At 70.8% G+C, this 21,835-nt stretch carries 20 protein-coding genes; 12 read left to right on the top strand and 8 right to left on the bottom strand.

Going from position 1 to position 21,835, the window contains the following annotated elements:
* The first annotated feature begins 4 nt into the window (after positions 1-4).
* Complete coding sequence (locus tag BJ982_RS00405; RefSeq protein WP_203959119.1) at positions 5-940, top strand: TIGR03619 family F420-dependent LLM class oxidoreductase; 936 nt, start codon at positions 5-7, stop codon at positions 938-940.
* Between the two features lie 52 nt (positions 941-992).
* On the opposite strand, the gene BJ982_RS00400 is transcribed toward BJ982_RS00405, so the two are convergent.
* Genes BJ982_RS00400 through BJ982_RS00385 form a run of 4 tightly spaced genes read right to left on the bottom strand, consistent with a single transcriptional unit; the run spans position 993 to position 5,225 of the window.
* Complete coding sequence (locus BJ982_RS00400) at positions 993-1,742, bottom strand: amino acid ABC transporter ATP-binding protein (RefSeq protein ID WP_184888256.1); 750 nt, start codon at positions 1,740-1,742, stop codon at positions 993-995.
* A gap of 29 nt (positions 1,743-1,771) precedes the next feature.
* Positions 1,772-2,680 (bottom strand): amino acid ABC transporter permease, encoded by a 909-nt coding sequence (locus BJ982_RS00395; protein WP_239123032.1) that lies wholly within the window; start codon positions 2,678-2,680, stop codon positions 1,772-1,774.
* Between the two features lie 2 nt (positions 2,681-2,682).
* Positions 2,683-3,645 carry an ABC transporter substrate-binding protein gene (locus tag BJ982_RS00390; RefSeq protein ID WP_184875466.1) on the bottom strand — a complete coding sequence of 321 codons (963 nt, stop codon included), beginning with the start codon at positions 3,643-3,645 and terminating at the stop codon, positions 2,683-2,685.
* Positions 3,646-3,656: 11 nt separating this feature from the next.
* A complete protein-coding gene (locus tag BJ982_RS00385; RefSeq protein ID WP_184875464.1) occupies positions 3,657-5,225 on the bottom strand; it encodes an amidohydrolase in 1,569 nt (522 codons plus the stop codon).
* Between the two features lie 113 nt (positions 5,226-5,338).
* Between BJ982_RS00385 and BJ982_RS00380 the strand changes: the two genes are divergently transcribed.
* Both BJ982_RS00380 and BJ982_RS00375 read left to right on the top strand, forming a co-directional pair.
* Positions 5,339-6,214 (top strand): LysR family transcriptional regulator, encoded by an 876-nt coding sequence (locus tag BJ982_RS00380; RefSeq protein WP_184875462.1) that lies wholly within the window; start codon positions 5,339-5,341, stop codon positions 6,212-6,214.
* Between the two features lie 136 nt (positions 6,215-6,350).
* A complete protein-coding gene (locus BJ982_RS00375) occupies positions 6,351-7,568 on the top strand; it encodes an amidase (protein WP_184875460.1) in 1,218 nt (405 codons plus the stop codon).
* Between the two features lie 3 nt (positions 7,569-7,571).
* Here the strand turns inward: BJ982_RS00375 and BJ982_RS00370 are convergent, their stop codons facing one another.
* On the bottom strand, positions 7,572-8,609 hold the full coding sequence (locus tag BJ982_RS00370) for an Lrp/AsnC family transcriptional regulator (RefSeq protein WP_184875458.1): 1,038 nt from the start codon (positions 8,607-8,609) through the stop codon (positions 7,572-7,574).
* Positions 8,610-8,745: 136 nt separating this feature from the next.
* Between BJ982_RS00370 and cuyB the strand changes: the two genes are divergently transcribed.
* The 3 genes from cuyB (at position 8,746) to BJ982_RS00355 (ending at position 11,743) form a co-directional block, all read left to right on the top strand.
* Positions 8,746-9,477, top strand: a complete 732-nt coding sequence (gene cuyB / locus BJ982_RS00365) for a cysteate racemase (RefSeq protein WP_184875455.1) — start codon at positions 8,746-8,748, stop codon at positions 9,475-9,477.
* A 91-nt stretch (positions 9,478-9,568) separates the two neighbouring features.
* Positions 9,569-11,221 carry a flavin monoamine oxidase family protein gene (locus BJ982_RS00360; RefSeq protein ID WP_184875453.1) on the top strand — a complete coding sequence of 551 codons (1,653 nt, stop codon included), beginning with the start codon at positions 9,569-9,571 and terminating at the stop codon, positions 11,219-11,221.
* Positions 11,222-11,314: 93 nt separating this feature from the next.
* Positions 11,315-11,743: a GNAT family N-acetyltransferase gene (locus tag BJ982_RS00355; RefSeq protein WP_239123033.1), complete on the top strand. Its 429-nt coding sequence runs from the start codon at positions 11,315-11,317 to the stop codon at positions 11,741-11,743.
* A 56-nt stretch (positions 11,744-11,799) separates the two neighbouring features.
* Here BJ982_RS00355 and BJ982_RS00350 read toward each other — a convergent pair whose 3' ends face one another.
* Positions 11,800-12,714, bottom strand: coding sequence for a hypothetical protein (locus BJ982_RS00350; RefSeq protein WP_184875449.1), 915 nt, complete (start codon positions 12,712-12,714; stop codon positions 11,800-11,802).
* Between the two features lie 30 nt (positions 12,715-12,744).
* On the opposite strand from BJ982_RS00350, the gene BJ982_RS00345 reads away from it, so the two are divergent.
* The 5 genes from BJ982_RS00345 (at position 12,745) to BJ982_RS00325 (ending at position 15,863) form a co-directional block, all read left to right on the top strand.
* Positions 12,745-13,170, top strand: a complete 426-nt coding sequence (locus tag BJ982_RS00345) for a DUF6461 domain-containing protein (RefSeq protein WP_376697706.1) — start codon at positions 12,745-12,747, stop codon at positions 13,168-13,170.
* On the top strand, positions 13,167-13,778 hold the full coding sequence (locus BJ982_RS00340) for an alpha/beta fold hydrolase (RefSeq protein WP_184875445.1): 612 nt from the start codon (positions 13,167-13,169) through the stop codon (positions 13,776-13,778). The genes BJ982_RS00345 and BJ982_RS00340 overlap by 4 nt, the downstream gene beginning before the upstream one ends.
* Positions 13,779-13,786: 8 nt before the next feature.
* On the top strand, positions 13,787-14,125 hold the full coding sequence (locus BJ982_RS00335; protein WP_184875443.1) for an alpha/beta fold hydrolase: 339 nt from the start codon (positions 13,787-13,789) through the stop codon (positions 14,123-14,125).
* Positions 14,126-14,452: 327 nt separating this feature from the next.
* Positions 14,453-15,037, top strand: a complete 585-nt coding sequence (locus BJ982_RS00330) for a hypothetical protein (protein WP_184875441.1) — start codon at positions 14,453-14,455, stop codon at positions 15,035-15,037.
* 277 nt (positions 15,038-15,314) lie between these two features.
* Entirely contained in the window at positions 15,315-15,863 is a 549-nt protein-coding gene (locus BJ982_RS00325) for a DinB family protein (protein ID WP_184875440.1), read from the top strand.
* Positions 15,864-15,885: 22 nt separating this feature from the next.
* Here BJ982_RS00325 and BJ982_RS00320 read toward each other — a convergent pair whose 3' ends face one another.
* Positions 15,886-19,506 carry a tetratricopeptide repeat-containing S1 family peptidase gene (locus BJ982_RS00320; RefSeq protein ID WP_184875436.1) on the bottom strand — a complete coding sequence of 1,207 codons (3,621 nt, stop codon included), beginning with the start codon at positions 19,504-19,506 and terminating at the stop codon, positions 15,886-15,888.
* 7 nt (positions 19,507-19,513) lie between these two features.
* The gene (locus BJ982_RS00315) at positions 19,514-19,834 is read right to left on the bottom strand and encodes a trypco2 family protein (RefSeq protein WP_184875434.1); all 321 of its coding nucleotides are present in this window, start codon (positions 19,832-19,834) and stop codon (positions 19,514-19,516) included.
* A 401-nt stretch (positions 19,835-20,235) separates the two neighbouring features.
* Here BJ982_RS00315 and BJ982_RS00310 point away from each other — a divergent pair, with 401 nt between their 5' ends.
* Positions 20,236-21,789, top strand: a complete 1,554-nt coding sequence (locus tag BJ982_RS00310) for a glycosyl hydrolase family 18 protein (protein WP_184875432.1) — start codon at positions 20,236-20,238, stop codon at positions 21,787-21,789.
* The last annotated feature ends 46 nt before the right edge of the window (positions 21,790-21,835 follow it).

Raw genomic sequence — 21,835 nt, 5'->3', positions numbered from 1 at the left:
CAAGATGGAACAACCCCGCATGCAACTCGTGCTGTCCGAGAACTGGACGATGACCTCCGGCCGCGACCTGACCACGCTGGTCCGATGGGCGCGGGAGGCCGAGGACGCCGGGTTCGACTCGGTCATGATCAGCGAGCACATCGTGCTCGGCCCCGACGCGGGAGCACGGGGGCGGATGGCCAACCCGCGTGAGTACGCGCTGCCAGGCAACCAGGACCCCTACACGCCGTGGCCGTACTCGCTGAGCCTGCTGGCCGCCATCGCGTCGGTCACCTCCACGCTGCGCCTGTCCGCCACCGCGGTGCTCGCGCCGCTGCGGCACCCGCTCGCGCTCGCCCGCGAGCTCGGCACGCTGGACCTGCTGTCGGAGGGCCGGCTGATCGTGGTGCCCACCGTGAGCTGGAGCAGGGACGAGTACGCCGCGCTGGGCGTGCCGTTCGAACGCCGCGGCCGGCTGCTCGACGAGCACCTGGAGATCTGGGAACTGCTGTGGCGGGGCTCGCCGGTCTCCTACCACGGGGAGTACTACCGGTTCGACGAAGTGTACTTCGAGCCGAAGGCGTACCGGGAGAGCGGACCGGTGCTGTGGTTCGGCGGCGCCGGGGCGAGCGAGCACCTGGTGCGCAGGCTGGCGCGATGGGGGAGCGGCTTCAACCCGCTCGGCTACCCGCCGGAGGCGGACATGAAGGCGCTGGCCGAGGGCATGAGGGCGGCCGGACGCGACTTCGGCGAGCTGGAACTGGCCGGCGGCACCAGGGCGGTGTTCCCCGACGACACCTCGTGCGCCCCGCTCGGGCCCGCGCTGGAGCACATCCCGGCGCGCATGGCCGAGGGCTACACAACGTTCTGCATCAAGCCGTCGCAGTTCACCGACGACCCCGACAAGGTGGGGGACTTCTGCCGCGAGGTGATCCGCCGGGTCGCCGCGCTGACGTCGTGACGGCGGCTCCGCGTGGCCGGTCCCCTTCCGGTCACGCGGAGGTACGCTCGGTTCACCCGTGCGTTGTGGAGCGTGACGCGACGCTGGACAGGAAGGTCCTGGTGCGTTCGTGCCGGGGAGCCGCCAGAAGCTCGCGGGGCCGGCCCTGTTCGACGACCACGCCGTCGGCGAAGAAGGTCAGCCGGTCGCCGACCTCCCGGGCGAAGCCGATCTCGTGGGTCACCACGACCATCGTCATCCCGTCGGCGGCCAGTGCCTTCATGACCTCCAGGACCTCGTCCACCAACTCCGGGTCCAGCGCGGAGGTCGGCTCGTCGAACAGCATCAGCGCCGGGTTCATGGCCAGGGCCCTGGCGATCGCCACCCGCTGCTGCTGCCCGCCGGAGAGCTGGTGGGGCCGCTTGTGCGCGTGCTCGGCCAGGCCCACCCGGTCGAGGTGCTCCATGGCCACCGTCCGCGCCCGGTCCGCCGGGGTGCCGAGGACGTGGACGGGACCGCAGGCGACGTTCTCCGCCGCGCTCTGGTGGGCGAACAGGTTGAAGCGCTGGAACACCATGCCGATGTTCCTGCGGAAGGCGGCGAACTCCTTGGGCGTCCAGGGGTGGTACCTGCCGTCGCGCAGCGCGTGGCCGACCTCCTCGCCGAGCACCCGCAGGCTGCCGCCGAGCACCGGCTCCAGGCCGTTGAGGCAGCGCAGGAACGTGGACTTGCCCGACCCGGAGGGGCCGATGATGCAGCTCACCTCGCCCGAGGCCACGGTGAAGTCCACGCCGTTGAGCACCTGCACGTCGCCGTAGCTCATCCGGACGCCCGAGGCGCTCACGACGGCGTTCACGTGGCCACCTTCGGCATGAACTTGGCCGCCAGGCCGCCGCCGCGGACCAGCCGTACGGCCTCGGCGCCGAAGCGGCGTTCCAGCCTGCTCTGCAGGAAGGTGGCCACGGCGGTCATGAGCATGTACCACAGGCTCGCCACGATCAGCAGCTCCATGATCAGATTGTTGGCCTTGTAGATCTGGCTGGCGTTGGTCATCAGGTCGTGCCCGGCCACCACGTAGACCAGCGAGGTGGTCTTGAGCATGGAGATGAACTCGTTGCCGGTCGGCGGGATGATGATGCGCAGCGCCTGCGGCAGCACGATGACCCGCATTCTCTTGGCCGGGGTCATGCCCAGCGCGTACGCCGCCTCGGTCTGGCCGTGGTCGACGGCCTGGATGCCGGCGCGCACGGTCTCGGCGAAGTAGGCCGCGAGGTTCAGCCCGAGCCCCAGCATGGCCGAGGTGAAGCCGGTCATCACCTCGTTGGTGTCCCACTTGACGCCGATGCTCGTGAACGGGATCTTGAGCACCAGTTCCGGGAACAGGAAGGCGAGGTTGTACCAGAAGATGAGCTGCACGAGCACCGGCGTGCCGCGGAAGAACCAGATGTAGAACGTGGCCAGCCTGCTCAGCACCGGGTTGTGCGACAGCCGCATGATGGCGATCGCCACGCCGAGCACCAGCCCGAGCACCGTCGCCAGCACCGAGATCTCGATGGTGACCCAGACCCCGTCGAGGATGCGGCCGTTGAACAGGTACTCGGCGACCTTGCCCCAGTTCAGGTGGGGGTTGACCACGAGCAGGTAGACCAGCCAGCCCACGACCGCCAGCGCGACGGCCCCGGCCAGCCAGCGGCCCCAGTGCCAGGTCCGGACGACGGGGACGGGCGTTCCCGACGCGCCGGTGATCGGTTCGGTGCGCACGGTCACTTACCGCCGTTGACCACGGCGGACTGGACGGCCAGCTTCTCCAGGTTCCAGGCCTTGAGCAGCTTGGCGTACTCACCGCTCTGGATGAGCGAGTCGAGCGCGCCCTTCACGGACTCGATCAGCACCTTGTTGTCAGGCTTCATCCCGATTCCCCACGGGCTCTCGGTGCCGTCCAGCGGGACGGCGTCGACCGCGAGCTTGGGGTCGGCGGCCTTGCTCGCGGCCACCACGAAGTCGGTGAGGCTCGCCTGCGCGCGGCCGCCGCTGACCTGGAGCAGAGCCTCCTGGTCACCGGGGAACTTCAGCACGTTCACGCTCTTGCCGCCGCTCTTCTCGCAGTCGGCGGCGTAGTCCTCGGCCAGTTCCATCGAGGAGCCGTTGTCGACGACGGAGACCGTCTTGCCGCACAGGTCCTTCGGCCCGGTGATGCCGGCCGGGTTGCCTGACTTGACCAGCATTCCCGCCCCGGCCCGCACGTAGTCGACGAAGGTGACCTGGCCCTGTCGCTCGGGGGTGTCGGTCATGGAGGAGATGACGAAGTCGTAGCGGCCGGTGAGCACACCGGGGATCTGGGAGTTGAACTCCTCGTCGGTGATGGTGACCTTGACGCCGAGCTTCCTGGCGATGGCCCTGGCCAGGGCCGGGTCGAAGCCGATCGCCGTCTTGCCGTCGCTGGCGAACAGCTCCATCGGCGGGTACCCCATGGACGAGACGACCTTGAGGACGCCGCCCTTCAGGCTCGGCGCCGCCTTGGCCGCGAGGTCCTTGTCCGGGGTGATGGCGTTGATGACGTCGGCCGCCTTCTCCTCGGTGGGAGCCGGGTCGAGGACGACGTTCGCCGGTGCGGCCGAGCCCGTCCCGGCGGAGGTGTTGTCGTCGTCCAGGGACTGGCCGCCGCAGGCGGCGGTGGCGGCCAGGAGCGCGCCGGCGGCGAGCGTGGTGAGGATCCGGGTGTTCAACGGGGGCTCCTTCAGATTCGCCGCCAGCGGACTTCGCCGCCGACGACGGTGGTCATGACCTTGGTGCGCAGCACCGCGTCCGGCGACTCCACGAAGGGGTCGGTGTCCACCGCGATGAAGTCGGCGAGCTTGCCGGGCGCGAGGACCCCCTTGTGGTCGTCCTCGCCCGCGGCGTAGGCGGCGCCGAGGGTGTGCGCGGTGAGGGCTTCTCCCATGCTCAGCCGCTCCTCGGGCTGCCAGCCGCCCGCCGGCGTGCCGTCGGTGCGGGTACGGGTGACGGCCGCGTACAGCGCGGGGAAGGGGTTGGGGTGCTCGACGGGGGCGTCGGAGCCGAAGGCCAGCGCGACGCCGACGTTCAGCATCCCGCGCCAGGCGTAGGAGGCCAGGTCGTGGCCTGCCAGCAGGGAGTCGACGAGATCGATGTCGCTGGTGCAGTGCACGGGCTGCATCGAGGCGACGATGCCGAGCCTGGCCATTCGCGCCAGGTCGGCGGGCCGCAGGTGCTGGGCGTGCTCGATGCGGTGCCGCAGCCCTTCCCTGCGGCCGATGGCCTCGTAGGCGTCGATGACCAGGTGGTTGGCCTGGTCGCCGATCGCGTGCGTGGCCACCGCGATCCCCGCGTCCGCGGCTCTGGCGACCAGCTTGACCAGGTTCTCGTACGGGGTGACGGCGATGCCCGCGTTGCTCTGCTCGCCGGCGAAAGGTTCGCTCATGTGGCAGGTGTGCGAGCCCAGCGCGCCGTCACTGAAGATCTTCACGGGTCCGGTGCGGAACCAGTCGTCGCCCTGCCCGGTACGCCGGCCCTCGGCGATGGCCGCCTCCAGGTGGATCGCCGGGATGGCCTTGTGCACGCGCAGCTTCAGCTCGCCGGCCTCCCGCAGCGCCAGGTAGGCGGCGCGGCAGTCCTCGCCGTCGATGTCGTGCACGCTGGTCAGGCCGAGCGCGAGCAGTTCCTCCTGCGCGGCGCGGAGCTGGTCGCGCAGGTCGGCGGAGACCATGCGGTCGCGTAGCGGGTAGGAGGCCGACTCGCGCAGGATTCCCGTGGGTTCCCCGCTCGCGTCCCTGACGATCTCGCCGCCCACCGGGTCCGGGGTCGAGGCGTCGATGCCGACCAGCCGCAGGGCCGCGGAGTTGGCCCACACCGTGTGGCCGTCCACGCTGGGCAGCGCGACCGGCAGGTCCGGGCAGACCGAGTCCAGCGCGTATCGGTCCGGCTGCGCGGGCGGATCCCAGGTGTTGCTGTTCCACCGGCCGCCGAACAGCCAGGCGCCCGGCCGCAGCCGGGCCGCGTGCGCGGCCACCCGGGCGAGGGCGTCGTCCAGGGAGCGCACGTCGCGCAGGTCCACCGCGTCCAAACTCTGGGCGTACTGCGCCGTGTGGATGTGGGCGTCGTAGAGACCGGGGAGCACCGCGGCGCCCTCAAGGTCGATCAGCTCCGCCCCCGGGCCGGCGGCCTCACGCACCTCGGCCTCCGTGCCGACCGCCAGCAACCGTTCGCCTTCCACGGCCATGGCCTGGGCCAACGGGGTGCCGCGATGTCCGGTGTGGATGGCGGCGTTGCGGTAAACACGCATGCTCATGTGCCTCTCAGGGGGGCTCGTAGGGAACGGTGGCCATCACTGTAGGAGTGGCGCAAAGAAGTATGAAGCGATATAAACACGACTTTTAGCCACGCTGAGAGCAAGGAAATCTGATGCTGAAGCCAGAACACCTACGCACACTGGTGGAGGTGGTGCAGCTCGGATCCTTCGCCGCCGCGGCCAACCGGCTCGGATACACCTCCTCGGCCGTCTCCCAGCAGATGGCCGCGCTGGAGCGGACGACGGGCGTGAAGCTGTTCGAGCGCTCCGCCCACAGCGTGCTGCCGACCAGCGCCGCCGAGGTGCTGGCCGGGCACGCGAAGGTCGTGCTCATGGACATCGAGCGCATGGTCGCCACCGTCCAGGCCGTGCACAGGAACAGCGGGCGCCGGATCCATGTCGGCATCTTCCCCAGCTTCGCCGGCGTGCTGACCGACGCCCTGCGGGGGATGGACCCCGAGGAACGCGCCGGCATCAGGGTCTCCGTCGCGGAGTGCTCTCAGCTCATTCCCCGCCTCGGCGCCGGTGGCGAGATGGACGCGGCGATCGTCTACCAGGTGGCGAACTCCGGCCTGTCGTGGCCCTCGGCGCTGAGCCGGCGCTGGATCGCCGAGGACCGCTACAAGGTCGTCCTGCCGCGGGACTGGTGCCACCTGGAGCCCTACCGGGTCGAGCAGCTCGTCGACCTGCCGTGGATCATGCACCACCCGGCCAGCGGCGACGCCTCCTTCTTCGACGGCGTGTTCGCCCGCTGGGGCCTGAATCCCCGGGTGGTCTGCCACTCCGACGACTTCAAGATCACCATGGCCATGATCGGGGCGGGGATGGGGGCGGCGCTCGTCCCCGACCTCGCGCTGCGCGGGCACGGCCCGGACGTCGTGGTCGCCGACGTGCCGTGGCTGAACACCAGCCGCAGCATCTTCAGCCTCGTCCGCCCCGACCGTGAGACCATCCGCCTGCGGTCGCTGCTGGACGCGCTGACGGTGTGACCGGCGAGCGGCGGCGACTGGACGGGCATCGGGGGATATGTCAGCATTTGCCGGATTGTGTGCGGCCGGTGACGACCCGTCGCGCCTCACCGGCAGGCGTCCGGTCCGCCGGACGGACGTCAGGAGGTCCTCGCCCGTGTCGATCCCGTTGACCGCATCCGCCGCGTCGGCCGCCGACCGGGAGGCGGCGATCGCCACGTCCGCCGAGGCCATCCGGCTGCACCGTGAGCACAACATCCTCATCGAGTCCGGCGCCGAGCGGGTCATCGACCGGCTCGCCCGCCGCGACCGGCCGGCGCCCGCCACGCCGCCCGCGCTGTGGGCCTGGACGTTCGTGGTCAAGGACATGATCGATGTCGCCGGCCTGCGCACGACCCGCGGCTCGGTCCTGTACGGGAGCGAGGAGGCGGTCACCACCGCGCCGTGCGTCGAGAAACTGGAGCGCGCCGGGGCGCTGCTGGTCGGCAAGGCGAACCAGCACGAGTTCGCCTGGGGCGTCACCAGCCAGAACCCGCACTGGGGAGACGTGGGCAACCCGCGCCACGCGCACCTGACCTCCGGCGGGTCGAGCGGCGGCACGGCGGCGGCGATCGCGGCGGGAATCGCCCGGTTCGGGCTCGGCACGGACACCGGCGGCTCGGTGCGGATCCCGGCGGCCTGCTGCGGCGTGGTGGGGCTGCGCCCCCGGGCCGGGGCCGTGCCCGGCGAGGGCGTCGCGCCTCTCGCGCCGATGTTCGACGTGGTCGGGCCGATGGCGGGATCGGTCGCCGACTGCGCGCGCGTGTGGCGGGCGCTCACCGGGGAGGCCGCCGAGCCGCCGCGCTCGCTGTCGGGGCTGGTCGTCGGCGTCGCCGACGGGTGCGCGCAGGCCGGACGGTTCGCGGACCTGGGTGCCGAGGTCCGCGAGATCGCTCTGCCGCAGGAGATCCTCACCCCGTACTGGACGATCATGGGCGCGCAGGCGCGGCGCACCCACGAAGCCACGTATCCGAGGAACGCCGCGGCCTACAGCGACGGCGTGCGGCGGAAGCTGGACGGCGCCGCCGGGGTCGGTCACCGGGAGTACCGCGGGGCCGTCGAGGAGCTTTCGGCGCTCCGGACGGGGTTCTCGGCTGACATGTCCGGCATCGACCTTCTGGTCACCCCGACACTCGGCGGCCCCGCGCCTCGGGTCGGGTGCGACGAGGCCGCGATCCGCGGGGAGGTCGGCCGGATCACCGCCGTCGTGTCCGCGCTCGGCCTGCCCGCCCTCGCCATCGGGGACCTGCAGATCGTGGGGCGCAGTGAGACCGACGTGCTGCGCGCGGGCCTCTGCTGGGAGGCCGCCGGAGGAGGGATCCCGGCGCCGCGCTGAACGTCAGGGGCGCGACAGGCTCCACGGGTCCACCGGGACGACGCCGGTGCAGTGGCCGGAGTGGTCGAGGAGACGCCCGTAGAGCTTCGACTGCCTCAGCACGATCTGCCGGTCGGCGACGCTGACGTGCGGGAACCGCTCCTCAAGGCGCACGACCAGCGCGTGCAGGTCGGAGACCCCGTGCAGGCCGACGGTGAGCAGCATGTTGCGCGCCCCCGCGAGCGCCGCGCACGTGCGGGTCTCCGGCCAGCCGAGCAGCACTCTGCCCGTCTCCTCCAGCAGCCCGTCCGGCATCCGGAGCCACAGCACAGCCGAGGAGTGCCAGCCCGCGTGCGCGCGCGCCAGGTCGCACCGGAAGTCGATGTCGCCGGTCGCGACCAGGCGTGACAGCCTGCGTTGCACCGTGCGCTCGGACGTGCCGACGGCTCCGGCGAGTTCGGAGTAGCCGGCGCGGCCGTCCATGCCCAGGGCCTTGAACAGCCGCCTGTCGATCTCGTCCATCTGCCGGGTGCTCGCCGGCGCCGCGTGCCGCCTGGCCAGCGCGTCGGCGGACCGGGCCGGCAGCACGCGCAGCCGCCAGCGGCACGAGGTCTCGAAGACGCGGGTGGCGACATGGGCGCGCACCTTCGCCACGCCGGGCACCCGCGGCAGGTCCGTGAGCAGGTAGTGCGCCAGGGCCGGCATCGAGGCGGCGACGGCGATCGCGAACAGGTCGTGATCGGAGGCGACGTGCTGAACGGTGATGAGATGTCCCTCCCCGGCGAGGGTCTCGGCGACCTCGACCGCGGCGCCCGGCTCGCAGTCGATCTCCAGGAACGTCATGCTCATCGCGTCCGTCAGGCGCGGCCCGAGGGCGACGGTGGTCCATGCCTCGCCGTGGCTGTGCAGCCGTTGCCACCGCCGCGCCGCCGTCACCGGGTCCACGCCGATCGCCGCTCCGACCTCGGTCCAGCTCGCTCGCGGGTTGATCTGGAGGGCGTCGATGAGTTCCAGATCGGTCTCCGACAGTAACCGCTGAGGCTGGATGTCGGATTCCTGCACAGTCACTCCTTTAATGCCTGTTTGCTGCGTTTCGAGATCCGGATCACCTTATACCTGGATCCTTGTGCGGCGGTCGCCGGTTCATCCTCGCGCCCGGCTCCGCGCCCGGTTCGCCGCGAGGGAGAGGACGCCTGCGATGACTCTGACGGCTGACCGTGACAATGCCCAGGTGAACGCGCCGCGGCTGGTCGGCGTCCTGGGCGGCATGGGCCCGGCGGCCACCGTCGACTTCTACGGCAAGCTCGTGGAGGAGACCACCGCCACCTGCGATCAGGGCCATGTCCCCGTCGTCATCTGGGGCGACCCCCGAGTGCCCGACCGTTCCCTGAACCTGCTCGGGCGCGGCGAGGACCCGACCCCGTACCTGCGGCGCGGCATCGAGGCGCTGAAGCGGGCGGGATGCGAGGTGCTCGCCGTGCCGTGCAACACCGCCCACGCCTTCGTCCCCCGCCTGGCCGACGAGGCCGGGCTGGCGCTGGTGAGCATCGTCGAGGTCACGGCCGACACCCTCGCCGCCGACGGCGTCCGGACGGCCGGCGTGCTGGCCACCACCGGCACCCTGCGCGCGGGCCTGTACACCGACGCTCTGCGGCGGCGCGGCATGACGGTGATCGAGCCGGACGAGCCCGCCCAGCGGCAGGTCATGGCCGCCATCGCCGCCGTCAAGAGCGGCGGCGCCGAGCCGTCCCACCGGGAGGCCCTGGCGCGGATCGCCCATTCCCTCACGGACCAGGGCGCCGAGCGGGTCGTCATGGCCTGCACGGAGATCGTGCTGGCCCTGGACGCCTCCCTCGTCCCCGTCCCGGCCCTCGACCCGGCCCGCCTGCTGGCCCGCCGGGTCGCCGGCCTGGCGCTCGGTGCGGCATAAAGGCGAAAGTCATCGCTACATACGCCGTCAATATTGGTCAAATAGACTGTAGGCCCTGAAGGGGCTCGCATGTAGCATCCTCCGCTGTCGGGTGACATTCACCAAAGCCGACATGCTCACCCCCTATATCGGAGGGCACATGCGGAATGGCCGGTTAACACGCCGGACGTTCGTCAATTTGGTCGGTCGCGCCGGCGGCGTGGGAGCCGCGTACGGGACGATGGCGGCGATGGGGCTGCTGCCCGTGCCGGAGGCCTATGCCGGCCGACCTGACCTCGCCCGACGTGGCGGTGGGCGGGGCGTCAGGGTCGCGGTGATCGGCGCCGGCATTTCCGGCATGGTCGCCGCGCTCGAACTTTCGGCCGCCCATTATGAGGTGCGGGTATTCGAGGCGCAGGAGCGCGTCGGCGGCCGGATCAGGACCTACCGCGGCGGCGACACCGTTGTCGAGAATGATTCGGTCCAGCGCGTCGACTGGGACCGCGATCCGAGCCTTTACTTCAACGCGGGGCCCGCGCGTATACCGCACCACCATGAGGCGCTTCTCGGTTACTGCCATGACCTGGGAGTGCCTCTACAGGTGTTCGTCAACGACAACCGCAACGCCTATTTCCACGACGACGACGCGTTCGGCGGACGTCCGCAGCGCGCCCGCCGCGTGATCAACGACACGCGCGGGGCGGTCGCGGAACTCGCGGCACGCGCGCTCCGTCACGAGATGGACGGGGAGATGTCGGAGGAAGACCTCGCCCGGGTGCGTGACTTCCTCAAGAACTTCGGCACGCTGGACGAGAACTACCGGTACCGCGGGTCGTGGAGCTCCGGATACGCGGAGCCGCCGGGCGGGCCCACCCCGGGCCGCATCCTGGAGCCGCTCGGCCTCGCCGAGATCGCCAAAGGCTCGTGGCTGCCGTGGTTCACCATCTTCGCCGAGCGTTACGACCAGCAGTCGACCATCATGGAGCCGATCGGCGGCATGGACGCCGTCGCACGTGCCTTCTACCAGCGGACCCGACAGTTCATCACGCTCAACGCACAGGTGACGAAGTTCCAGCGGCTGGGATCCGGCGCTCGTGTCACCTGGCGCGACCGTGGCACACGACGCGTGCAGGCGTGGGAGGCCGATCACGTGATCGTGACGGTTCCCCTTCCGGTCGTCAACGCCATCGACAACGACTTCTCGCCCAAGGTGAAATCGGCCGTGGAAGCGGGCGGACGGCTCTACATACCCGGCGTCAAAATCGCCTTCCAGGCGGAGCGGCGGTGGTGGGAGCAGGATCACCGCATATACGGCGGCATCTCATGGACCGGCCGGGACATCACGCAGATGTGGTACCCGAGTTCCGGCATCCACGGCCGCAAAGGCATCCTCGTCGGCGCCTACATCTGGACGACCGCGATCGGGAATGCCTTCGCGGCGATGACGCCCGCGCAGCGCGCCGCCGCGGCGATCGCCGACGGCGAGCACCTGTTCCCCGGCTACGGCCGTCTGGTGCGGCGCCCCGTCTCCGTCGCATGGTCGAAGGTGCCGTTCCAGGGAGGAGCGTGGGTCGAATGGGGTAACGACCCGGACGCGCGCCGCGACGTCTACCCCGTTCTCCTGCCGCCGGACGGGCCGTACTGGTTCGCGGGCGAGCACATGAGCCACATCAACGGCTGGCAGGAAGGCTCCATCCGCGCCACGCATCACGTACTCCAGAGCATTCAGGCACGAACCGGCGCCACGCGAGCCGACACCGATTGACATGGGGCTCGTCCGGCGCTCCTCACCCCCGAGGCGTACGGACGCCGCATGACCCGGCAGCAGGGGCTGAAGATCGCTGGTAGCTTCCCGGCTGTGAGGACATCCGGACTGACCATACGCAACGGGAACCTGGACGACATCGAGGCGGTGCTCCGCTTCTGGGCCGAGGCGGCGGAGGGAACCGATCGGCACGACGACCCGGACAAGGTCGTCCGGCTCGTCGAGCGCGACCCCGAAGCATTGCTGGTCGCCGAGCTGGAGGGGCGGATGGTCGGCACCCTCATCGCCGGGTGGGACGGCTGGCGCGCCCACCTCTACCGGCTCGCCGTGGATCCCGGTCATCGGCGCATGGGCATCGGCTCGCGGCTCATCGAGGCGGCCGAGGCGCGGTTCAGGACGTTCGGCGCCTTCCGCGCCGACGCGATGGTCCTCCACGACAACACCCTCGCCCACCACGCCTGGTCGGCGTCCGGCTACGCCCGCCAGCCCCAGTGGGGCCGCTGGGTGAAGCCCCTGGACTGACCTCGGCGGTGTGAGATCGTCCCGATTCGAGCGGTCGGCGTGGCGACGTGGATTCGTCAGGGCGGGGCGAGGCGCAGGACCTCCTCGCGGATCTCGGGCGTCAGGCCGGCTTGGAGGAGACCGTTGTCGATGGCGGGCTCGCAGCTCATGATGATCGTCACCGCGGCGGGCGGCCCCTGCGGATAGTCGAACACGAGACGGACGCTGCGTTCCTGGGAGCCGTGTATGCCCTGGCAACCGTTCTGGCTTGGCCTGGTGTCCAGAGAGTTCAGCGCCGCGGCCAGCGCGCGGGCGACGTCCCTGCCGTGCCGTCTCCGGTACGGGGGGCGGTTGTAGACGGCGTCCCTGCACACGGTGACCCGCCCAGGTCGTCCGGGAACGACCGTATTCTCCTGGCCGCGCCGGTTACCGGGGCCCCGGCAGGGGTCGTCCGGCGGCACGGGGCGCCAGACGCCGTTCCTGTAGGCGGTGGTGATCGCGGGCCCGAGGTAGGCGTGGCTGACGGCCGTGCCGTTCGTGGTCCGCACGCAGTGGTTGACCTCTTCGGCGCTGCCCACCCACAGGGCGCGGCCGTCGGGGTAGGCGAACCGGACGAGGTAGTTGGTCATCGGTCCTCCCATCAGCGTGCACGCACGGCTCACCTCGGGGCCGGCGACCGGGAGGTAGGCGAGGTCGCGGGCCATCGCCGCCGCCTGGCCGGTCAGCGTCCGTGAACCGGCGAGCCGCTCGCCGCCCGGCCGCGTGTTGTCCCCGGGGTAGGCGCAGATGAGGGCCGCCACCGGCGAGCCGGGAACGAGCGACTCCGCCGCGCCGTCGACGCGGGCGGCGGCGGGAACCCAGCCGCCGATCTCGACGCTGTCCCAGCGTTGCGGGCACGTGGACGGCACGGGCGGCGACCTGTCGGGCGAGGACGCCGACACCGTCACGGCCACCGCGCACACCCCGGCCACCATGAGGCCGAGGCCGATCAACCGGGAAACCTTCACAGCTTGTAGACGTCGATTCCCCGTGGCCGGTTCGCGGGCATCGGAGCCGCGATCGGCCGGCCTCGGAGGGGACGCCGCCGGAAGTGGTGCGTGGCCGTCGAACTCTGGGGATGGCAGGCGACGCTCGCCGAGACGCTGCACCGGCTGTCCGAAGGGTCCGAGGTGGTCGCCGTAGGACGGCATGACTACGCCGAGGACGGCTTCGAGTACGCGGTCGAAGGAAATGTCGTCACCGGCTTCACGCCCCAGAGTCCGGGCAGCCGGTGGGGCCGCGAGCCGGATCGGCTCAACGAGCTCATGCGCCGGGTCGGCCTGTCGCCCGAGGAACCGGACGACGAGCAATGGGACGGCTGCTCGGCGCGGGCGCCGCGCTGGCGGCTGGGAGCGCGGTACCGGCCGGGGGCGGCGAGGCCGCCGCGGCGGGCACGATGGGGGGTGTGAACGTCCCCCGGCGCGACAGCCCGCTGCCCATCATCCCCATCCCGCCGCAGGTGAAAGCGACGGAAGGGCTCGCGCCGCTGCCCGACGCGCACCTGTGGTACTGGGACACCGGCGGTTCCGGCGTGCCGATCGTCTTTCTGCACCCGGCGTCGGGCAGCGTGGAGAGCTGGCCGTACCAGCAGCCGTTCTTCGCGAGGAAGGGCTTCCGGGTGATCGCCTACTCGCGGCGCGGCTTCTACCGGTCGGACAGCGGGCCGGCGGACAGGCCCGGCACGGGCGCGGATGACCTGCGGCTGCTGCTGGACCACTTGCGCGTGGACCGCTTCCACGGGGTGGGCGTCGCGGCCGGGGGCGGGCACCTGCTGGACTTCGCCCTGTCGTACCCGGAACGGCTGCGCGGCATGGTGATCAGCGGCAGCCTGACCGGCCTCCAGGAACCGGCGTACCGGGAGACGCTCGCGCGGCTGCGCCCGGAGGGGTTCTTCGGCATGCCGGCCGACTTCATCGAACTCGGCCCGGCGTACCGGGCCGCGAACCCCGAGGGCGTCCAGCAGTGGCTGGAGTTCCACCACCGCGCCGTGACCACGTCCATCTCGCAGGCGTCCTGAACAAGCCCATGTGGCCGGACCTCGAACGCCTCCGCGTCCGCACGCTGCTGGCCTGGGGCGACGCCGACCTCTACAGCCCGCCCAGCGTGCAGCGCATGCTGGCCGCACACCTCCCCCGCGTGGAGACACTCGTCGTGAACGAGTCCGGCCACGCCCCCCAATGGGAACGCCCGGACATCTTCAACCCCGCCCTTCTGAACTTCTTCCGCAAGACTCCCCACCAGCCCGCCACGTCCGCCCCTGTGGAGTCGCTCGCGCAAACCCCTGGCGGTTCCGCACCGAACTTGGAGGTGCCGGCCGCGAGTCCAGATCATCACCCCCGTCCAGGTTGTGCGGACCCGCCGTAGAAATCGTCCTCCGCTCCGCTCCGGGCTGTTCTTCCCAGGGGCCCGCCCCTTCGACCCCGAGCATCCGTCCGCGGTATCGGACGCTACCGCGGACGACCGCGGCGCGTTCTCCTTGAGGATCACGCACGAGACCTCGGCCTAGATAACACGCCCAAAATGGGACGAAAATCCACAGAGCGTGTCAGCGGGCCTCGGGTCGTGTTCTCGACGTCGATTCGGCGACCCGTACATGTAACTCTCGTGAATCCCGGGGCGATACAAAACTGGCATAGGTGTTGGTGCGGTCGATCGGTTGTCCATGAGAGTTCAGCGCCGTCAGGGGGGAACATGGGCAGAGGTAAGGTCATCGCCGGCTTCGTTGCGACTGCGGTGCTGTTCTTTCTCATAGGATGGTTCGGTCGCATGGAGTACTTGAGATATGAGCTCAGGGAGGCGCTTGGAGGAGAAAGCGAAAGTTTGGCTGTACCGGCCGAGACGCGGCCGCCCGCGGTGCCCAGTCCTGCGGACACCACCGCCGTGGGCAATGCCACTCCTTCTGTAGGCCAAATATTCCAGATCGGTGACCTGAAGATCAAGACGGTCAAGGTGGTCACCGGCGCCAGGTCTGAGAGGGGTACATGGGACACCGTCGTCACCACGCAGGGACAATTGATTGTCGCGTACTTCAAGGCGAAGAACGTCGGTAAGTCTCCATCGGACATCGGGGCCACGGGTATCCCCACGGCCAAGCTCGTGACCGGTGACGGCACCACTTTCGAGCCCAAGGGTTGGACTATGCCGGGGGAGCAGAACCTGAATCCCGGTGTCACAGAGAACAACATTCGCGTGGTCTGGGACGTCGCGAAAGAGATCAGGCCCAGCGAGATAAATATCGATGTCGATGGATCGGTTATCGCCGTGCAGGTCGGTTGACGTGTTCCTGTAGGGCCTTACCGGCACACGACCCGCTGCTGTGAGCCACCAGCATTTTCGTCCGATCTCAGCCATGGCGGACGGTCTCCTGGAGCACGCGTTGGTGGTCTGCTCCGGATGGTGAGGGGGCGACACAGGATGTCGGCGCCTTCGACGGCGTCCTACTGGTCCGGTCACCCACAGCAACCCGTTCTCTTGTCTATTGCGGTCAGGAAGTGACCGCTATGGGGCCTAGCGTGGAGGAAGAAGCGGAGGACAGCCAGGGAAGGCGGAGGGCATGAGCATCAGTGAGCAGAGCGCGCGGGTGGAGTTTTCGGTGATCGACGGGGAGCGGGCCGATCTGCTGGCCATGCTGGAGAAGCATCGGCACTTTTTGCGGTTCACGACGCGGGGGCTCAGTGATGAGGAGGCCGGGCGGCGGACGACCGCGAGTGAGTTGTGTCTTGGAGGGCTCATCAAGCATGTGGCGGCCGTCGAGCGGAATTGGGCCGACTTCATCGTGGAGGGGCGGTGGGCGATCGAGGACTTCACGGCGATGACCGAGGAGGACTGGGCGCGGCGGGCGGACGAGTTCCGGATGCTGCCAGGGGAGACGCTGGCCGGAATTCTGGAGGACTACGCCGAGGTCGCACGTCGGACCGACGAGCTGGTCGCCACGGTCCCGGACCTGAACGTCGCGCTCCCGCTGCCGAAGGCCCCCTGGTTCCAGGAGGAGACGTGGACGGCCCGCCGCGCTTTCCTGCACATCATCGCCGAGACCGCCCAGCACGCCGGCCACGCCGACATCCTCCGCGAGTCCCTGGACGGCGCCAAGACCATGGGCTGACGCCTGTTCCTTGGTGCTGTGGTCAGTTTTGGAGGAGCCAGTCGGGGGGATCGGTTTCCGTTAGTTCGCGCCAGGTCTGGGTCACCTCGGTGGGGTGGGTGCGGTGGAGGTCGTGGAGCCTTTGGGCCGCGGCTTCCGCCATGGGCTCGTGGCCTCGGTCGAGGGCGATCGTCAGTGTGCTGATCAACAGGGTGGCGCGTTCGCGGGGGTCGGGGATCGGGGCCAGCTTGTCCCCGGTCAGGTAGCACCTGAAGAGGTCCAGCGAGAAGCGGTCCGGGTGGGTCTCCATCAAGGGCTCGTAGATGCCGATCGCCCGGCGCAGGACCGCCACGGCCTCGTCACGCCGTCCCAGCTCGCCCGCCAGGTCCGCCACGTTGTTGAGCAGGCCGGCGAGGCGGTGCAGGTGCGCGTCCGGGTTGGCCGCGGCCTGGGGCTCGTAGACGTGGACGGCGCGCAGGACGACGGCCAGCCCCTCATCGAGCCGTCCGAGCTCGCGAAGAGGCGCCGACAGGTTGTTGAGCGCGGCGGCGAGGTGGTGCAGGTGGGCGTCCGGGGCGGCCTCGGCGAGGCGCTCGCAGACCTGGACGGCCCGCTGCCCGGCCACCAGAGCCTCCTCGTACCGGCTGAGCAGGTAGAGCCGGGTGGTGAGGTTGTTGAGGGAATAGGCGAGACCGGGCAGGTACGCCGCCGGGTCGGTCTCCGCCAGGCGTTCGTAGGTCCGGGTGGCGCGTTCGGCCGGGGCCAGGGCCTCCTCGTGCCGTCCCAGCTCGCCCAGCCGGATCGACAGGTTGGACAGCGAACCGGCGAGGTCGGGCAGGTGGGCGTCGGGGTCGGTTCCCGCCAGCCGCTCGCGGATCTCGACCGCGCGCAGGATGGCGGCCAGGCCCTCCTCGTACCGCCCCAGCTCGCCCAGGTGGATCGACAGGTTGTTGAGCGAGGCGGCGAGGTCGGGCAGGTGGGCGTCCGGGGCGCTCTCGGCGAGCCGCTCATGGATCGCGTTGGCGCGCCGGCTGGTGATCAGGCCCTCCTCGTACCGTCCGAGCGAGGCCAGAATGTTGGACATGCTGGTCAGCGAGTTGGCGAGCGCGGAGGAGGAGGCGGCGTCCGGGTCGGTTCCCACGAGGCGCTCGCGGATCTCCACGGTGCGCCGGATGGTGGCCAGACCCTCCTCGTGCCGTCCCAGATGGCCGAGAAGGTTCGACTGATTGTTCAGCGCGTCGGCGAACGCCGCGAGGTGGACGTGATCTTCGGCCAGACGCTGGTAGATGGAGGCGGCGCGCCGGTTCGCCGCCAGGCCCTCCTCGCTCCGGCCCGCCGCGCCCAGCCGGACCGACAGCTTGTTGAGGACGTTGGCGAGGATGGGCAGGTACGTGTCGGGCGCGCTCGCGGCGAGGCGTTCGAACATGCCGGCGAGGGACGACGTGATGTCCACGGCGAAACCGCTCAGGGCGCGGGTCCGCTGCGGCAGCAGGTCCGCCAGCGCGGTCGCCTCCAGCAGGGGGAGGCCCGTGTCGCGGAGCAGGGCCGTCAGGCCGGAGAGCAGCACGGTGGGGTCTTCGCTCTGGGTGGCGACGCGCATCGCGATCGCCGCCACCGCGGGCTGGGCGGCGATCATCGCCACCACCTCGGGGAGGATCTCGTGGTGGCGGACCCAGGCGCGGGCGAGCACGGTCAGCGCCTGGAAGTCCTGGTCGGGTGAGGTGTGCCCGGCCAACTGGCGTAACCAGCCCGGGCACTCGCTCACCATCGAGGCGACCAGGTGTTCCGCCAGGCGGTCGGGCTGCAGCGGGCTCCAGTAGGCGTTGTGAGCGGCGGAGTCGACCGGCCCGCCGTCGTGCCACCCGCCTGGCGAGGGACCGCCGGAAGGGGATGCCGGTGACGGCGGAGTCGCCCGGAACCGGTCCGGTGCGGGGGTTCCCGCGGGCGGGTAGAGGTCGCGGAGCCACCGGGCCAGCGCGAGCCGCACGTCCTCGCTCTGGTCTCCCAGCCGGGGCACCTGTTCCAGCAGGGCCACCGCCTGGTCTTCTCCCGAGGCTCCGCACAGCGTGGCCACGGCCACCGCCCGCCGCAGCGTCAGGTCCGTCAACGTCAGCCCGTGGTGACGCGCGCTGTTCCTCCAGTACCGGCGCTCATGGCGCAGGATGACCTCCTCCACCGGTCCGCCGGGACCGACCCCTTCCCCGGGTTCCACCGGTGGGTCCGGGGGCCGCGGGGAGTTCACCGGGCCGCGGGTCCCGGTCGCCGGCTCCGGTTCCGCGTCCTCGCCTAGCAGGGCGGCCAGCGCGTTCATCTGCAGGCTGAGCGCGGCGCCCGGACCGGTGAACCGTCCCGCCGCCCGGTCGTCGAGGGGCGGAACGGCGGACGGCGGGTGGTGCGGCCAGCCCATGGTCGTGAGCGCGGCGTCCAGGTCGGCGAGGGCCTCGTCGTAGGCCACGGGCACGGCGCCGGGCTCGGTCTCCAAGGGGGCGAGCTCTTCCACGAGCGCGCCGTCCAGCACCTGTTCCAGCAGGCCGTCCGACTCCATCAGCCGCTGCCACCAGTCGCCCGCGCTGCGGGCCAGCAGCAGCACCCGCACCGTCGCCCCGGCCGCGGCGGCCCGATGGGCGAGGCCCACCACCTCCGCGACGACGTCGGGCCGCGTCTCGGCGTAGTCCAGCACCACCAGGACGGGACCGTCCGGCCGTTCCAGCGCCCGCGACCGCCCGTGCCCGCCTCCGGCGGGCCGGTCGTTCCACCAGGTGGTGAACCACCGCTCCTCCACACGCGGCCCCGGGTCCGGGGTCTGCTCCAGGCGCTGGCACAGCTCTTCGGCCAGGCGGGTCTTGCCCTGACCGCCGGGGCCGGTCAGCAGCCGCACCCGCAGCCCGCCTCCATCGCACCACCGCGTCAGCGACACCAGCTCCCTGACCCGGGAGCGGAACCGCACCGTCTGCGCGTCCGCCCGCAGCAGGTACGCGGGCGAGGACGCCGCCACCCGGGGCGGCCCGGCGAACTCCACCGACTCCAGCACCGCCCCGGGCCCCAGCGCCTCGCGGAACCCCGGCTCGGCCCACAGCAGCGAGACCGGCTCGGCCACCAGCCGCCGCGCCCGCCAGGCCGGCGGGTCCGCCACGATCACCCCGATCAGCAGCTCACCGGCCCACAGCGCCGCCCCCGACATCCCCTGCCAGCCACCCCGCTCGGGCACCTGGTCGTCGGCGCTCACGTGCAACCGCCCGCCCAGCAGCCCGGTCCCGGCGTTGACCCTCCCGGTGAACCGCTCGGTGTCACGCGTCCCGGCGTCCGGCCCGTGGGTCTGCGCCATCGCCCGCGGGAACCCGATGGCCTCGCAGGCGACCTTCCCGGTGGCCGAGGCCACCTGCCCCCACCGCACCGGCCCGGCCCGCGACCCCTGCGGATCCACCACCCGCAGCAGCGCCGCGTCCAGCCGATCGGTCCCCGCCCACGCCACCTCGCACGGCCGGGCCCGATCGTCCTCCAGGGAGCGGACGGCCAACCCCCGCGCCGCACGCCCGGAGGCCGCGTCCACGACCACGTGCCGGGCGGTCAGCACCAGCCCATCGCCGACCAGGCACCCGGATCCGAACACCGTCCCGCCACCCGGCCCGCTGCCGGTGACGTCCACCACCCGTTCCGGCCGCATCGCCGGCCTACCTCTGCCCGGCGCGGCCCGGACGCGGCGGCGGCGCCGCCAGTTCGTCGTTCACCAGCGGAGCGGCGCCGGTGCTCGTGTCGACGGGGTTGAGCACGACCTTCAAGGTGTGCGAGGACCCGCGCGCGGCGGTGCCCGAGGCGCCGGCCTCCACCACCCACACCTTCACCTTGCCTTCGGCCTGGCCCTCATGGCGCACCTCGACCATGAACTCCAGCTCCACCGGGCCGACCTCGAACCGCAGCCGCTCCCCGTCGGCCGACTCCATCGCCGCGGCCAGCTCCTCCCGGACCCCGCGCACCGCTTCGGCCAGCCCCACCCACGCACCCTCGCCCACATTGCCCCACTAACGTCATCAATGAGTGCTTTCACGTAATTACTGCGATCGCAGAGAACCGCCCACGCGCCCAATCAGACGCGCCACTCGCCGCGCGCGTTCACCGCCTTGGTCGTTCGGGCACCAGCATCCTCCGGCCCCGGTCCCGCGAGGGGACGGAGTCGGCGCAGGTCAGGAGGGGGACAGGGGGGACGGGCCGCTAAGTAGGGGGCATAGCGGACAAGGGGTGGCGTTGCCGGAATGAAACATTTGATGGACACTGATCGGATTTCTTCCGATAATTTGGTGCCAGCTGCGAGTTTCCCCGCACCTCGCAACCCTCCGCCGCGTCGTCGTGCCCGGAAACACCCCCCAGACCGGGCGACAGAAGGGTTGTACCCCCCATGAAGAAACCCCTTCGCCTACTATTGCTGGCAGTCTCGTTGCTGCTCGCCACAGTGGGCGTCTTCGTCACGCAGTCCTCCGCCTTCGCGGCCAACCTGCTGTCCAACCCGGGCTTCGAGTCCGGCCTCTCGTCGTGGACCTGCGCCAGCGGTAAAGGCTCCGTGGTCAGCACGCCCGTCCACTCCGGCTCGGGCGCGCTGTCCGGCGAGGCGGGCGGGCAGGACATCGCCCAGTGCACCCAGACCGTGACCGGCCTGCGTGCCAGCACCGCCTACACGCTGAGCGCGTGGGTGCGCGGCAACTTCGTGTACGTCGGCGTGCAGAACGGCACGTCCCGCTGGGCGTCGTCGCCCTCGGCGTACACGCAGATCACGATCTCGTTCACCACCGGCGCGAACCAGACCTCCGCCACGGTGTACGTGAACGGCTGGTACGGCCAGGGCACCTACTACGCCGACGACGTCAGCTTCGACGGGCCGGGCACCCAGCCCACCTCCACGCCGACCCCGACGCCGACGATCACCCCCACGGTCTCGCCGACGCCCACGCCGACCCCGACGGTCACCCCCACCCCGACCCCCACGCCGACCGGTGACGCCACCTGCGCGGTGAAGAGCCGCCCGGCCGGCAAGGTGCTGCAGGGCTACTGGGAGAACTGGGACGGCGCCATCAACGGCGTCCACCCGCCGTTCGGCTGGGTCCCGATCAACGACCCGCGGATCAAGCAGCACGGGTACAACGTCATCAACGCCGCCTTCCCGGTGATCCGCAGCGACGGCACCGTGCTGTGGGAGGACGGGATGGACGCGACCGTGAAGGTCTCCACCCCGGCCGAGATGTGCTCCGCCAAGGCCGCGGGCGCCACGATCCTGATGTCCATCGGCGGGGCGACGGCCGGCATCGACCTCAGCTCCAGCACCGTCGCGGACCGCTTCGTCGCGACGGTCGTGCCGATCCTGAAGAAGTACAACTTCGACGGCATCGACATCGACATCGAGACCGGCCTGTCCGGCAGCGGCAACATCAACACGCTGTCGGCCTCGCAGTCCAACCTGATCCGCATCATCGACGGCGTGCTCGCCCAGATGCCGTCCAACTTCGGCCTGACCATGGCGCCCGAGACGGCGTACGTCACCGGCGGCAGCGTCACCTACGGCTCCATCTGGGGCGCGTACCTGCCGATCATCAAGAAGTACGCCGACAACGGCCGCCTGTGGTGGCTGAACATGCAGTACTACAACGGCAGCATGTACGGCTGCTCGGGCGACTCCTACCAGGCCGGCACGGTGCAGGGCTTCACCGCCCAGACCACCTGCCTCAACAACGGTCTGGTCATCCAGGGCACGACCATCAAGGTGCCCTACGACAAGCAGGTTCCTGGTCTGCCCGCCCAGGCGGGCGCGGGCGGCGGCTACATGTCGCCGTCGCTGGTGAGCCAGAGCTGGAACGCGTTCAACGGCCAGCTCAAGGGCCTGATGGACTGGTCCATCAACTGGGACGGCTCGCGGAACTGGACCTTCGGCGACACCGTGAAGGGGCTGCAGGGCCGCTAGCCGGCAGGACGTGAAGGGCCGCTCCCGGGTGACCGGGAGCGGCCTT

Origin of the sequence: Sphaerisporangium siamense (assembly GCF_014205275.1) — a bacterium.
GTDB classification, from domain to species: Bacteria; Actinomycetota; Actinomycetes; order Streptosporangiales; family Streptosporangiaceae; genus Sphaerisporangium; species Sphaerisporangium siamense.
The sequence above is the reverse complement of the archived record's forward strand: the minus strand, read 5'-3'. Positions and strand labels throughout refer to the sequence as shown.

Bases quoted from the DNA above. Each gene is read 5' to 3' on its own strand.
- BJ982_RS00405 (WP_203959119.1), top strand. From the start codon at position 5: ATGGAACAACCCCGCATGCAACTCGTGCTGTCCGAGAACTGGACGATG.
- BJ982_RS00400 (WP_184888256.1), bottom strand. From the start codon at position 1,742: ATGAGCTACGGCGACGTGCAGGTGCTCAACGGCGTGGACTTCACCGTG.
- BJ982_RS00385 (WP_184875464.1), bottom strand. From the start codon at position 5,225: ATGAGCATGCGTGTTTACCGCAACGCCGCCATCCACACCGGACATCGC.
- BJ982_RS00380 (WP_184875462.1), top strand. From the start codon at position 5,339: ATGCTGAAGCCAGAACACCTACGCACACTGGTGGAGGTGGTGCAGCTC.
- cuyB (WP_184875455.1), top strand. From the start codon at position 8,746: ATGACTCTGACGGCTGACCGTGACAATGCCCAGGTGAACGCGCCGCGG.
- BJ982_RS00335 (WP_184875443.1), top strand. From the start codon at position 13,787: ATGTGGCCGGACCTCGAACGCCTCCGCGTCCGCACGCTGCTGGCCTGG.
- BJ982_RS00330 (WP_184875441.1), top strand. From the start codon at position 14,453: ATGGGCAGAGGTAAGGTCATCGCCGGCTTCGTTGCGACTGCGGTGCTG.
- BJ982_RS00325 (WP_184875440.1), top strand. From the start codon at position 15,315: ATGAGCATCAGTGAGCAGAGCGCGCGGGTGGAGTTTTCGGTGATCGAC.
- BJ982_RS00320 (WP_184875436.1), bottom strand. From the start codon at position 19,506: ATGCGGCCGGAACGGGTGGTGGACGTCACCGGCAGCGGGCCGGGTGGC.
- BJ982_RS00310 (WP_184875432.1), top strand. From the start codon at position 20,236: ATGAAGAAACCCCTTCGCCTACTATTGCTGGCAGTCTCGTTGCTGCTC.